At 43.5% G+C, this 13,195-nt stretch carries 11 protein-coding genes; 7 read left to right on the forward strand and 4 right to left on the reverse strand.

Going from position 1 to position 13,195, the window contains the following annotated elements; translation table 11 throughout:
* Positions 1 to 30: 30 nt before the first annotated feature.
* Positions 31 to 2,433 carry a zinc-dependent metalloprotease gene (locus tag ACEZ3G_RS11435; RefSeq protein ID WP_432425624.1) on the reverse strand — a complete coding sequence of 801 codons (2,403 nt, stop codon included), beginning with the start codon at positions 2,431 to 2,433 and terminating at the stop codon, positions 31 to 33.
* Positions 2,434 to 2,618: 185 nt separating this feature from the next.
* On the opposite strand from ACEZ3G_RS11435, the gene prfB reads away from it, so the two are divergent.
* From prfB to ACEZ3G_RS11455, 4 genes are all read left to right on the forward strand, one after another.
* Positions 2,619 to 3,717 (forward strand): peptide chain release factor 2 gene (prfB, locus tag ACEZ3G_RS11440; protein WP_432425625.1). Its coding sequence is split into 2 segments (ribosomal slippage): positions 2,619 to 2,684 and positions 2,686 to 3,717, totalling 1,098 coding nucleotides; the frame shifts between segments, so codons are not numbered across the junction.
* A gap of 75 nt (positions 3,718 to 3,792) precedes the next feature.
* Complete coding sequence (arsC, locus tag ACEZ3G_RS11445; RefSeq protein WP_432425626.1) at positions 3,793 to 4,134, forward strand: arsenate reductase (glutaredoxin); 342 nt, start codon at positions 3,793 to 3,795, stop codon at positions 4,132 to 4,134.
* 90 nt (positions 4,135 to 4,224) lie between these two features.
* The gene (locus tag ACEZ3G_RS11450) at positions 4,225 to 4,746 is read left to right on the forward strand and encodes a hypothetical protein (protein ID WP_432425627.1); all 522 of its coding nucleotides are present in this window, start codon (positions 4,225 to 4,227) and stop codon (positions 4,744 to 4,746) included.
* Positions 4,747 to 4,748: 2 nt separating this feature from the next.
* The gene (locus ACEZ3G_RS11455) at positions 4,749 to 7,268 is read left to right on the forward strand and encodes a TonB-dependent receptor domain-containing protein (protein WP_432425628.1); all 2,520 of its coding nucleotides are present in this window, start codon (positions 4,749 to 4,751) and stop codon (positions 7,266 to 7,268) included.
* A 55-nt stretch (positions 7,269 to 7,323) separates the two neighbouring features.
* Here the strand turns inward: ACEZ3G_RS11455 and ACEZ3G_RS11460 are convergent, their stop codons facing one another.
* Positions 7,324 to 7,500, reverse strand: a complete 177-nt coding sequence (locus ACEZ3G_RS11460) for a hypothetical protein (RefSeq protein ID WP_432425629.1) — start codon at positions 7,498 to 7,500, stop codon at positions 7,324 to 7,326.
* Positions 7,501 to 7,677: 177 nt separating this feature from the next.
* Between ACEZ3G_RS11460 and fumC the strand changes: the two genes are divergently transcribed.
* Positions 7,678 to 9,075, forward strand: coding sequence for a class II fumarate hydratase (gene fumC / locus ACEZ3G_RS11465; protein WP_432425630.1), 1,398 nt, complete (start codon positions 7,678 to 7,680; stop codon positions 9,073 to 9,075).
* Positions 9,076 to 9,144: 69 nt separating this feature from the next.
* Here fumC and ACEZ3G_RS11470 read toward each other — a convergent pair whose 3' ends face one another.
* Positions 9,145 to 10,032, reverse strand: coding sequence for a hypothetical protein (locus tag ACEZ3G_RS11470; RefSeq protein ID WP_432425631.1), 888 nt, complete (start codon positions 10,030 to 10,032; stop codon positions 9,145 to 9,147).
* A gap of 157 nt (positions 10,033 to 10,189) precedes the next feature.
* On the opposite strand from ACEZ3G_RS11470, the gene ACEZ3G_RS11475 reads away from it, so the two are divergent.
* Positions 10,190 to 10,654, forward strand: a complete 465-nt coding sequence (locus ACEZ3G_RS11475; RefSeq protein ID WP_432425632.1) for a GNAT family N-acetyltransferase — start codon at positions 10,190 to 10,192, stop codon at positions 10,652 to 10,654.
* Positions 10,655 to 10,661: 7 nt separating this feature from the next.
* Complete coding sequence (locus tag ACEZ3G_RS11480; protein WP_432425633.1) at positions 10,662 to 11,483, forward strand: MBL fold metallo-hydrolase; 822 nt, start codon at positions 10,662 to 10,664, stop codon at positions 11,481 to 11,483.
* On the opposite strand, the gene ettA is transcribed toward ACEZ3G_RS11480, so the two are convergent.
* Positions 11,480 to 13,171, reverse strand: a complete 1,692-nt coding sequence (gene ettA / locus ACEZ3G_RS11485; protein WP_432425634.1) for an energy-dependent translational throttle protein EttA — start codon at positions 13,169 to 13,171, stop codon at positions 11,480 to 11,482. The two genes, ACEZ3G_RS11480 and ettA, sit on opposite strands and share 4 nt — an antisense overlap.
* Between the last annotated feature and the right edge of the window lie 24 nt (positions 13,172 to 13,195).

Consider the following 13,195-nt stretch of genomic DNA (forward strand, 5'->3'; position numbering starts at 1 on the left):
TCATCAGGTTTATGATATTAAACGGCAAACTTAATGAAAACAATCCATGCCAATCGGCGAACCATCCGGAATCTTAGGTGCGGGCACGACTTTGAACTGCTCCGGATGCTTGTAAAAATCATCGATACGCCGCATTATTTCCATTTTATAATCATTCGATAGGGCATCGCCAAGGTTTTTTGTCACCAAACCCCTTAATTTGGCATTGGCGATCGCATTGACCTGAGGATGCACGTCTTCGCTACGGGCCAAATTCATCAAATGGTAGACAACCCTGAAATCAATGCTACGCTGTACCTCTTCTATATAATCATTCTTGTGCTGTTTCCCTAAAGTGTTTTTGATAACGGTTTCGAGTACTTCGCCCAGGCCTATGTTTTTAGCATCCAGACTTTTTTGCTGTACCAACCGTGACGCCCTTTCAGGGTGCAATAGTAGACCCAAAGTCATATCGGCCACCGTTTCCGCCGCGGAAAGCGCATCGAAGGAAACACCTGTCTTACCCTTTAAGGACTCCCGCGTTTTTCGATACCCAAAGGCACGGGGCGGGAACAGGGACAGTTTTTCATGTGGGATTGCAATTTCGGCAGCATCCAAAGTCTTTAAAATGCTTTGCAGGGCTTTCTGCTGCATAGCCTTGTCAACAATCTCAACAGTTGTTTGGCCGTCGCCTTTTACGGCATAATTGTATTCCATACCACCAACCACCTTGGCAACGGCCTCGGTCTGATACCGATGTAGGAGGTACAGCGGCACAAAGACATCCTCTAAAACGGTATTGGGTTCCCCGGTGCGGATATTGTCGATAGAAAAATTATCGATTGCCGTTCGGCGCACTTTTAGAAGCGCATCGAGCTCCTCGCTTACGCTTTTACCGTTATCCCATAAATGTGCTAGAACGTGTGAGCTACCCTGTGGCCGTGCATCTTGATCCGTAATGTAACGCAACCCGTCATCTTGTGCTTTCTTTAAGATTGCGTCCAATACTTCCTTTTCATTTTGACCTTTCGGAATCCCGGAATACGAATAGGCAACCATAACCTTGTCCCAGTCCCCAATTCCTGTGGCATAGGCATTCGTGAAATCGATTTCATCGTTTTTGACCGAAAACTGTGGGTGCGGATAATCCATCACAGATGCCCTATTATTCGTGCTGGCCGCATAATTATGTGCAAACCCCAAGGTATGTCCTATTTCATGTGCCGATAGTTGCCGAATTCGCGCCAAGGCCAAGTCGAGCATGGGTTGATAATTATCGTCGCGTTCGGCAAAAGGTTTGTTCATCAGGGCTTGGGCGATCAAAAAGTCTTGTCGAATGCGAAGACTGCCCAGACTGACATGCCCCTTTATGATTTCGCCCGTGCGTGGGTCGGTTATGCTACTGCCATAGCTCCATCCGCGTGTAGAACGGTGGACCCATTGAATTACATTATACCGTACATCTAAAGGGTCGGCATCGGCAGGAAGCATTTTCAATTGAAAGGCGTTCTTGTACCCTGCGGCCTCGAAGGCTTGGTTCCACCAACGACCCCCATCCAAAAGTGCCGACCGAACAGGCTCGGGAGTACCATTGTCCAAATAATAAACGATAGGTTCTACCGCTTCACTTTGCGTCGCGGAAGGGTCTTTTTTCTTCAATCGGTGTCTCGTGATGAACCGTTTCAAGATAGGTTCTTGAACGGGAGTCGAATAATCATAGTATGAAAACGGATACGATCCGCTTCTTGTATCGAACTCCCTCATTTCGTAACCGTTATCGGGCAACTCGATAAAGGAATGGTGTTGCGCGACCGTAACCAGACCGGGGTTAGGAGTTACCGAACGAATGTATCCGCCTTTGGGCTCCCCTTTGAATGTCAAGGCCACATTGAATTCCACATTTTTGGGGAACGCTTTGGTACGTTCCAAATCAATTGCGCTTTTCTCCTTATCCAAGCTGTAGGTACCTTGATCGGCTTGCTTCAATCTTCCTATGACCCCATGGGCATCCTGCATCAGGAAATCGGTAATATCGATAACATATTTTCCATCTTTTTCTTCCTCTATCTTGAATCCTCCCAAAATAGACTTGGCAAAAGCTTGTTCAACAGATTTTCTTTCCAGATCATTGTCGGTCAAAGCCCTAAAAGTCATATTCGGCTGCACCAAAAGAAGTTTTCCACCCGCCTTTTTAAAGAAAACAACTTGTTCGTTTCCAAGTTGGCCCCTATCTAAACCGATGTCATTGCTACCGATACCACTACTTAAAGAATAGACATACAAGAACTCTTTGTTCAAATCTTCGACTTCGAGATAGACCTTATCGTTTTTATCGTCGTACAGAAAATTAAAAAGTCCGTTAAACCGCTGAAAATCCTTGCTTTTTTCGGCATACTGCGAAGTTGCGAACTGTAGTGATAAAAGGGCGGTTACGAATAGTATCTTTTTGTTCATCAGAATTGGTTTTGCCGTTAAATTTAGATAAAAAGGATCAAAAATTACGAAGGTCTTTCTATAACATATTTAGGGCCATCTCTTTGTCCATCTCGAAAAAAAAACGCCTCTACATGATAAAATCTATAATCAACCCTAGCTTTTTTAATTGGAAAGAATGGTATTTTTGTCGAAAATTTCACTGAATGACAATTACGACGGACCTTTATAAAAGTCTTCATGATCGCCTTGGTGCGTTAAGGAGGTATCTTTGACGTCGATGCGAAACTCATCGAAATAGAAAACGAGCAGGAAAAAACCCTGGCTCCTGACTTTTGGGACAATCCGCAAGAGGCCCAGGCGCACATGAAGTTCATCCAATCCAAAAAACAGTGGGTAGATGATTTCAATGCGGCCAAGACCTTGGTCGGAGATCTTGAAGTATGGCTTGAATTTCAACAAGAAGGCGATGTTGGGGAAGATGAGGTGATAGCCCATTACCAAAAGACCTTGAACCAGATCGAGAAATTGGAGTTCAAGAACATGCTCTCTGAAGAAGGCGACGAACTCCCCGCTGTGCTCCAGATTACCGCAGGTGCGGGAGGCACCGAAAGTTGCGATTGGGCCTCCATGTTGATGCGCATGTACATCATGTGGAGCGAGAAGAACGGGTATAAGGTAAAAGAACTGAACTATCAAGAAGGCGACGTGGCGGGTATCAAGACCGTGACCCTTGAAATCGATGGCGAATTTGCATTCGGGTGGTTAAAAGGTGAAAATGGCGTACATCGTTTGGTACGCATATCGCCTTTTGATAGCAATGCCAAGCGGCATACCTCTTTTGCCTCGGTATATGTATATCCCTTGGTCGACGATAGTATCGAAATCGATGTCAATCCTGCCGATATTACAATAAACACTGCCCGATCTAGTGGTGCCGGGGGGCAGAACGTGAACAAGGTCGAGACCAAAGTACAACTCGTACACCACCCCACGGGAATTCAGATATCGTGCTCTGATTCCCGCAGCCAACATGACAACAGGGCAACGGCCATGAAGATGTTAAAATCGCAATTGTATGAAATCGAATTGCGAAAAAAAATGGAAGCCCGAGAAGAAATCGAGTCCTCGAAGAAAAAAATCGAATGGGGTTCGCAAATTCGAAATTACACCATGCAGCCTTACAAACTCGTAAAAGATGTTCGTACCGGTGAGGAAACCGGAAATGTCGATGCGGTCATGGATGGTGAAATCGACGCCTTTTTAAAAGCCTATCTTATGATGATGGGACAAAAAGAAGAATAAAACGGCTTGAAGTCGGGTGCGCGATGCTCGATGGAAGTCATGGCGCACCCGACATCGCGCATCAAACTACATTACATGATCAAAATATACCACAATCCCAGATGCACCAAGTCTAGAGAAGGACTTGCGATTCTTGAAAGTTCTGGAAAGGACTTTGAAATAGTGAAATATCTGGAAGATATTCCCACTAAAAAAGAATTAAAGGAAATCGTCAAATTGCTTGGCATCAGACCAGAACAATTGATTCGCAAGAACGAGGCCGTTTGGAAGGAAAATTACAAAGGCAAAACCTTAACCGATGAAGAACTTTTGGAGGCCATGGTTGCACATCCGAAACTAATCGAACGTCCTATTGTCATAAATGGGGGAAAGGCCGCGATCGGTAGGCCGCCTGAAAAAATTGAAACCATTATATAGAAAAAACAAGGGTTATGGTCATTTAACAAAGATTTAACCAAAATGGCTTAAACCATCTTCTAATTTAGTAGTCATTAAAACCAAGACATTATGAAAATCAACGTTACGCACATAATTGCCTTTTTTGCAATTCTATTGTTAAGTGCTGAAATACAGGCCCAATACGGATATGGTAGAGGTTATGGGGGGCGAGGGTACGGATACGGGAGTGGATACGGTTACGGATATGGCAGACAAAGAAGTGCCATACCCCAGGTGCAGGAAAACCAAAAAGAGCCTGAGCCGATGACGGCCGATCAGATTGTCGATGCCGAAATGCCCGGTATTGCAGAGACCTTGGAATTGAACGATTTCGAAACAGCAGTATTAAGCAGTATTCTAAAAAAATATGTGCAGCAGCGTATCGAGATGCAAATCTTGAAATTGGATGCCGATCAGATGCGAGCGGGCATGGAAAAGATAACCAAGCTTCAAGATGAAGAACTTAAGGCAGGACTACCCCTCGAAAAATACGAGGCCTTCGTAGAAATGCAGAAAAACGGACTTCAAAAGGCGAAGAAAGAAAAGAAAAAAGAAAAAAAACGAAAGCAAAAAAAGAAATCTAAAGACTGAATATGAAGAAACTATTCCCGATTGCACTTTTGGTTCTTATTACATTATCCACAAGTGCCCAAAGACCTCAAGGGGGTCGACCAGAACCCATAAAGATTACGGGAACAGTTTTAGACAACGATACAAATCAGCCACTTGAATATGCCACCTTGGTACTGCAAAATATTCGAAACCCTGATAGAATAACGGGTGGCGTGACCAATGCCGAAGGCAAATTTGAAGTAGAGACCATGCCCGGGCGCTACAATGTGAGTGTCGAATACATCTCTTTTCAGACCTACAAAGCCGAAAATCAACAATTTACAACATCAACCGATTTAGGTGTAATCAAGCTCAAAGTCGACGTTGAACAATTGGAAGCCGTCGAGGTCGTTGGTGAACGCACCACTGTTGAACTCAGGCTGGACAAAAAAGTGTATAATGTCGGTAGCGACCTGACCGTAAAAGGAGGTTCGGTCACCGATGTTCTTGACAATGTGCCTTCGGTATCGGTAGACGTAGAAGGCAATATAAGTCTTCGTGGCAATGAAAGTGTTCGTATACTTATCAATGGTAAGCCCTCTGCCCTATCCGGTCTCAGTCCGGAAGCATTGCAACAGTTACCTGCCGAAGCGATCGAAAAGGTCGAAGTGATAACGAATCCATCCGCCCGCTATGATGCCGAAGGAACTGCCGGTATTTTGAACATTGTACTCAAACAAAGTAAAACCGCTGGCCTGAATGGTTCGTTCGGCATTAATGTAGGTGATCCAAAAACTTATGGGGGCAATGTCAGTTTGAATCTGCGCCGCGACAATTTCAACATTTTTACCAATACCTCTTACCGTTATCGAAGCGGACCGGGCAATGCATTGTTCGAACAGGAGAATTTTAACCCAGATGGCACTACGGCCAGCTTTCAAAACGAATATCGCGACTATCAGCGTCAAAATGATGGTTTCAATACGAATATAGGTTTTGAATACTTTATCGATTCTACAAGTAGTATCACGAACTCCTTTGTCTATAGAAATGGAGGGGGGAACGATGAAACGGATATCGATTTCTTCAATTTTGATGCTGTTCGCAATCCGACAATCCAAAGAAATAGGTTCACCAATGAAAGTGATGAGGATGAAGACGTGCAGTATTCCCTCAATTACGTTAAAAAATTCGGTGAAGACGACGACCATAAATTGACCGTCGATTATCAATATTCGAGCGGTTCAGAATTGGAGAATTCTATCATCAATGAGGTGATTCTCGGAGAGAACATCAACCTTCCCACCGAACAGACCATCAACGATGAAAGCCAAAAAAATCAATTACTCCAATTCGATTATGTCAGGCCTTTCGGCAAGGACAATGAATCTCAATTCGAATTCGGCTATCGTGGCACTTTCAATAGGTTCAACACTGATTTTGATTTTGGAATACTTGAAAACGGAATTTTGGATAGTGATCCCAATTTTAGTAACGAACTGAATTACAAAGAATACGTCAACGCCCTTTACACCCAATTGGGAAGCAAATTCGGAAAGTTCAGTGTTTTGGGAGGACTTCGCATGGAAGCTTCCGATATCGGCGTTGAACTGGTCAATACGAACGAAGTGACCGATAAGGATTATGTAAATTGGTTTCCATCGATATTCTTGGGTTATGAACTTTCTGAAAAAGAACAATTTAACTTAAGCTACAGCAAGCGCCTGCGAAGACCAAGGTCACGTTTTATAAACCCTTTTCCGTCACGCAGCAGCAATACCAATTTGTTTCAAGGAAACCCTGATCTTGACCCGACATTTACCGATGCCTACGACCTGGGTTATTTGAAGCGATGGGATAAAATAAGTTTCAACACCTCGGCCTATTTCAATCGCTCGACAGGTGTATTTCAATTCATTACGCGAGAACGGGGTGATTTCGTCGAAATAGAAAACCCCGATGACCCCGCAAATCCCGTACTGGTTCCGGTACAGGTTCGCAGTCCTATTAACTTGGCCACCGAGAAAAGATATGGAGCCGAATTCACGACTACCTATACACCAAAAAGAAATTGGCGCCTGACCTGGAATGTAAACCTTTTTCAAAGAGAACTACGAGGAGATTACACCTATATTAATTTTCGTGACGAGGAGATTACCCAAGTTTTTGATGCCGACAATTTTAGTTGGTTTTCAAGATTAAGCGCAAAATTACCGCTACCGGGCAAAGTCGATTTTCAGACCAACTTGTTCTATATGGGCCCCCAACAAGATGCCCAATCAAAAAGTAAGGGCATGTTGTTCACCAATTTGGCATTGAGCAAAGATGTGTTAAAGGACAAGGGATCCATCTCATTGAACGTTCGCGATATTTTCAATAGCGGTAAACGCAAAAGCGAGACAAGAACAGAAAACGTCTTTACCTATAGTGAATTTCAATGGCGTCAAAGACAAATTACGCTTTCATTTCTTTACCGCTTCAACCAACAGCAGAACCAGCGGCAACGTAATGGCCAACGAGGAGGGGGAGACGACGATGGAGATCCCGAATTCGAGGGATAATTTTATAACAAAGAGGATTAAAAACAAAAAGGAAGCCCTTCGGCTTCCTTTTTGTTTATGATTCCAATCGTTTGGCCCTTTTGGCCTCACGACGCTCTTTCCAGATTTCGAGTAAATTTCCACCCAACCAATACGGAACAACAAAAAGCAGTAAAAACATCATTAGCCAAAAACCGATTGTCAAAATGGTCAAGAAAGCTAAAAAACCCAAATATTGGTCGAATTCGAACATGAGTGTGAAAATTTATTTCAACAAAGATACTTTGAAATTGACAAAAAGTGCAAATCAAAAAATAAAAAAATATGTGTACGCCTCAAATCCATGGCAAATCCGTTTTCAAATATACCACTCCCCTATTTGATTAAGCCTTCAAAACCATACCTTTGTAAGACACTTAAATTTTAAAGAATGAGTTTTAGAATAGAAAAAGACACAATGGGTGAAGTTCAGGTACCTTCCGACAAATATTGGGGTGCCCAAACCGAGCGATCTCGAAATAATTTCAAAATCGGGCCATCGGCTTCCATGCCGATAGAAATTGTTTATGGTTTTGCATACTTAAAAAAAGCGGCAGCGTATACCAATCATGAGCTAGGGGTCTTACCGATAGAAAAAAGAGACCTTATAGCCCAAGTCTGTGATGAAATTTTGGAGGGAAAACACGATGGTCAATTCCCTTTGGTGGTTTGGCAGACCGGTTCCGGTACGCAGAGCAATATGAATGTAAACGAGGTCATTGCGAACCGAGCTCATGAAATCGCGGGCAAAAAAATTGGTGAGGGAGAAAAAACAATCCAGCCCAATGACGATGTCAATAAGTCACAATCGTCAAACGATACCTTTCCAACGGGTATGCACATCGCGGCATACAAAAAAATCGTTGAGACCACGATACCGGGAGTCAAGCAATTAAGAGATACCTTGCACAAGAAATCAATGGAATTCAGCAAGGTCGTAAAAATCGGACGTACTCATTTAATGGATGCCACTCCCCTAACTTTGGGTCAAGAATTTTCGGGTTACGTTTCGCAGCTCGACCACGGCCTTAAGGCCCTTGAAAACACTTTGGGCCACCTCAGTGAATTGGCCCTTGGGGGAACTGCCGTCGGCACGGGCCTGAACACTCCGAAAGGATACGACGTTCTTGTGGCCAAATACATTGCCGATTTCACCGGTTTACCATTTAAGACCGCAACCAATAAATTTGAGGCATTGGCCTCCCACGACGCCATTGTTGAAAGTCATGGCGCCCTTAAGCAATTAGCGGTATCATTAAACAAGATCGCCAATGATATTCGCATGATGGCCTCGGGCCCGCGTTCGGGTATTGGTGAAATAATCATTCCGGCCAATGAACCGGGAAGCTCTATCATGCCGGGTAAGGTGAACCCGACACAATGCGAGGCCCTGACCATGGTCTGCGCCCAAGTATTGGGCAATGATGTTGCGATTGCCGTGGGAGGAACCCAAGGCCATTACGAACTGAACGTTTTCAAACCCATGATGGCCGCGAACATATTGCAATCAGCGCAGTTGTTGGGCGATGCCTGTGTGAGTTTCGATATAAACTGCGCCGTGGGCATAGCGCCCAATCATGGCGTCATCAAAGAACTTTTGAACAATTCTTTGATGCTTGTAACCGCTCTTAATACCAAAATCGGCTATTATAAAGCTGCGGAAATAGCCAATACCGCACATAAAAATGGTACTACCTTAAAGGAAGAAGCGATTAATCTAGGGTATGTTACCGCCGAAGAATATGATCAATGGGTAAAACCAGAAGATATGGTCGGAGGACTTGGGTAAAAAAAACTTGATAGTATAAAAAAAGGGCCACTCTTTGGAGTGGCCCTTTTATTGTTAATGGATAGTATCTTACTTCAAGGTAAATTCTGAAGTAGCCAATAACTTCAATTTGTCATCATAAACGTTGACCATGTAATTTCCTTTTTGAAAATCGCTGGCTGGCTTGTTTATGTAGTCGCAAACATCCAAAGTGCTATTTTCATAGTAAAAGTTGGTTCCTTTGCTATAGGTTATCGAAGCACCATTTTCATTGGTTTTTGAATAGCTTTCGCCCATAACGTTACCTTGTGGGTCAAGAACCTCTACGAAGAACTCGCGATCACCGGCTTGCGCAATCGTATTGTTCGCAACGGTAAAACATACTTTTAATTTGTCAGTTCTACCAGCTCTTTGCGTAGAAACCAATTTACCGCTGTTACGCTCCCTAACGGCATCAACGTTCATAGTCACCAAGTTCAAAGCCGAACCTTTCTCGACAACGTCGGCCAATTGGGTATTCTGAACGACCAAAGAATCGTTGAACACCGTTTGTTTTTCCAACTCGACGTACGTACTATCACGTTGCATCGCGATCATGGTGTTCGAACGGGTAAGTGAATCAACCTGCTTCAATAATTGCTCCCTTTCCGCTTTAAGAACACTCACTTGCCTTCTATATCTTGAAAGACTGGCGATATCACCTTTCATGTTCTTTACGGAATCAATGTACTTCGCAATGTTGTCCCTTGCCTCGACAAGCTCTTCATTGGTCGCATTGCTTTCCAAAATAGCCTTATCGTATTCAGATTTCAAGCTATTAAGGTCCTCGACCACTAATTGCTTCTCTTGGGTAAGCACCTTTTCGGTCTTCTGCTTGTCTTGATAAAGACTTACGGTATAGATAATCGTACCGATCAGTATTACACCTAGAAGACCGGCCAATACTTTTAATCCATTGTTATTCTTTGTTTCAGTCATAATGTTAGAATTAATTAACTTTTGTTTTTCTGTTTAATACAGTGTTTGTTTGTGTCGTTCTATATACGGTTCAAGATTCGAATTGGATTTTTTGATCAAAGAAATATTTTTTACCGATCTTTAATACTTGTCAAGTATAATCAGTGGCAGACCATCTATGGATATAAAGATAATTCCGTTTGAACCAAAGTATGCTGGTCGCTTTAAGGATCTTAACCAAGCTTGGCTCGAAAAATTTTTCTTTGTAGAGCCTAAAGATGTACTACTTTTAAGGGACTGCGAAAATTCGATAATCGACAAAGGAGGATATATTTTTTTTGCTGAACATGAAAAATCCATTATTGGCTGTTTTTCATTCATAAAGATCGAAAACGATGTGTTCGAACTCGGAAAGATGGCCGTGGACGAAAATTACCAAGGGATGAAAATCGGACAACACCTACTGACCTTTGCAATAGATTTCGCGAAAAAGGGAGGTTGGAAAAAAATTATACTTTATTCAAGTACAAAATTAGATGCCGCACTACATATTTACCGAAAATACGGTTTTACGGAAATCCCTTTGGAAAAAGAAAATCCGTATGTACGTAGCGATATAAAAATGGAACTTTTACTAAATTAAATCGATCATGAAAAAAATATTTATTGCTCTAGTAGCGGTTAACCTCACTTTTTTTGCATGCAAGGAAAAAACCAAATCTGGGCCGTTTATCGATTCGGATATAGAAAATGCTGTTACATCGCCAGAATCTTTTAAGGTATTAGAGTTGTCAACCAAAGAAAATTTGAAAATCGTACCCATCGAGCACGCCACCGTCGTTCTTGAATGGAAAGATTTGACCATATATGTCGATCCCGTAGGCGGCGCGGAAGCTTTTGAGGGCCAAAAAGCCCCCGACCTTATTTTGATCACCGACATTCACGGGGATCATTTAAACGTGGAGACCCTTCAGGCACTTGATACCGAAAAAGCCAAAATAATCATGCCCCAGGCCGTGGCGGACAAGATGCCCGATGCTTTTGTACCCCAAATCGATATTCTGAACAATGGCGATTCGAAAGAACGTTACGGAATCGTGGTAGAGGCCGTTCCCATGTATAACCTTAGGGAAGAAGCCTTGAAATTCCACGAAAAAGGGCGCGGCAATGGCTACATACTTAACCTCGGCGATCAACGCATCTATTTTTCGGGCGATACCGAAGATATACCCGAAATGAGGGCACTTGAAAATATCGATAAGGCGTTTATCTGTATGAATCTGCCCTACACAATGACCGAAGAAAGTGCGGCCGACGCCGTATTGGATTTCAAACCGAAACAAGTCTATCCCTACCATTACAGGGGCAACCCAGACGTAAGCGATGTTTCAAAGTTTAAAGAAATCGTCAATGCAGGAAATCCTGATATTGAGGTGATACAACTCGATTGGTATCCAAAAGATGACTTCTAGCGCACCAACTTCTTGTATTTCAAACGTTTAGGAATCGTATCGGCTCCAAGGCGTTTTCTCCTATTTTCCTCATAATCGGAAAAAGAGCCTTCGAAGAAATACACTTGGGAGTCACCCTCGAATGCCAAAATATGGGTACATATACGATCCAAGAACCAACGGTCGTGGGAGATGACCACCGCACAGCCGGCAAAATTCTCAAGACCTTCTTCAAGGGCCCGTAATGTATTTACATCAAGATCGTTGGTAGGTTCGTCCAAGAGCAATACGTTGCCCTCTTCCTTCAAGGTCATTGCCAGATGTAGCCTATTGCGCTCACCTCCTGACAGCATATTGACTTTTTTGTTCTGCTCGCTACCCGAAAAATTAAAGCGGCTCAAATAGGCACGCGAATTGACCTGCCTGCCACCCATCATTACCAATTCTTGTTCATCGCTGAAGTTTTGCCATATCGTCTTGTCGGGATCGATGTTCGAATGGCTTTGGTCGACATAGGCTATTTTCGCCGTGTCTCCCACCTCAAATTCTCCCTTATCAGGGGTCTCCTCCCCCATTATCATTCGAAATATAGTGGTCTTACCTGCGCCGTTAGGGCCTATGATCCCGACAATACCCGCCTGTGGTAATTTGAAATTCAAATCTTCGTACAACAACTTATCACCGTAGGCCTTGGCTACCCCTTTCGCTTCGATCACGTTCGTACCCAATCGCGGTCCGTTCGGAATGTAGATTTCAAGTTTTTCATCAAGCTGCTTCTGGTCCTGGCTCATGAGCTTGTCATAATTCTTCAAGCGTGCCTTTTGCTTGGTCTGGCGCCCTTTGGCGCCCTGACGTACCCATTCAAGCTCACGTTCCAAGGTCTTTTGTCTTTTAGAGGCGGACTTGCTCTCCTGGGCCAATCGCTTTGATTTTTGATCCAACCAGCTTGAATAGTTCCCTTTCCATGGAATACCTTCTCCCCTATCAAGTTCAAGGATCCATCCGGCCACGTTATCCAAAAAATAGCGGTCGTGAGTAACCGCGATTACCGTTCCTTTATATTGCGCCAAATGGTGTTCCAACCAATGCACGGACTCTGCATCCAAATGGTTGGTCGGCTCATCGAGCAATAAAATCTGTGGTTCTTGCAAAAGCAATCTGCACAATGCCACCCTCCTTCTTTCACCCCCCGAAAGAACGCCTATTTTTTTATCGGCTTCGGGAGTACGCAGCGCATCCATGGCTATTTCGAGCTTTGTATCAAGCTCCCATGCATTCGCGGCATCGATCTTGTCCTGCAACTCGGCCTGTTTGTCCATGAGCATTTGCATCTTATCGGCATCCTCATAGACTTCGGGCAACCCGAACATGTCATTGATCTTGTTATACTCATCGAGAATGGCGACGGTTTCTGAAACACCCTCGCGAACGACCTCGATCACGGTTTTGGTTTCGTCCAGTTGTGGCTCCTGCTCCAAATAGCCTACTTGATATCCTGGAGAAAAAACCACATCGCCCTGATAATTTTTATCAACGCCCGCAATGATTTTCAATAGTGTCGATTTACCGGAACCATTTAGCCCCAGGATACCGATTTTAGCCCCGTAGAAAAAGCTCAGATAAATATTCTTTAGTACGGGAGTATTGGCATTTTTATAGGTTTTGGTAACCCCGGCCATTGAGAAGATTACCTTCTTGTCGTCGCTCATTTTCTTATTTTACTAGGTTGGGAA

The organism is Meishania litoralis (genome assembly GCF_042611095.1).
In the GTDB taxonomy this organism is placed as follows: Bacteria; Bacteroidota; Bacteroidia; order Flavobacteriales; family Flavobacteriaceae; genus Meishania; species Meishania litoralis.

Bases quoted from the DNA above. Each gene is read 5' to 3' on its own strand.
- ACEZ3G_RS11470 (WP_432425631.1), bottom strand. From the start codon at position 10,032: ATGACTGAAACAAAGAATAACAATGGATTAAAAGTATTGGCCGGTCTT.
- ACEZ3G_RS11450 (WP_432425627.1), top strand. From the start codon at position 4,225: ATGAAAATCAACGTTACGCACATAATTGCCTTTTTTGCAATTCTATTG.
- fumC (WP_432425630.1), top strand. From the start codon at position 7,678: ATGAGTTTTAGAATAGAAAAAGACACAATGGGTGAAGTTCAGGTACCT.
- ettA (WP_432425634.1), bottom strand. From the start codon at position 13,171: ATGAGCGACGACAAGAAGGTAATCTTCTCAATGGCCGGGGTTACCAAA.
- ACEZ3G_RS11475 (WP_432425632.1), top strand. From the start codon at position 10,190: ATGGATATAAAGATAATTCCGTTTGAACCAAAGTATGCTGGTCGCTTT.
- ACEZ3G_RS11480 (WP_432425633.1), top strand. From the start codon at position 10,662: ATGAAAAAAATATTTATTGCTCTAGTAGCGGTTAACCTCACTTTTTTT.
- ACEZ3G_RS11460 (WP_432425629.1), bottom strand. From the start codon at position 7,500: ATGTTCGAATTCGACCAATATTTGGGTTTTTTAGCTTTCTTGACCATT.
- arsC (WP_432425626.1), top strand. From the start codon at position 3,793: ATGATCAAAATATACCACAATCCCAGATGCACCAAGTCTAGAGAAGGA.
- ACEZ3G_RS11455 (WP_432425628.1), top strand. From the start codon at position 4,749: ATGAAGAAACTATTCCCGATTGCACTTTTGGTTCTTATTACATTATCC.
- ACEZ3G_RS11435 (WP_432425624.1), bottom strand. From the start codon at position 2,433: ATGAACAAAAAGATACTATTCGTAACCGCCCTTTTATCACTACAGTTC.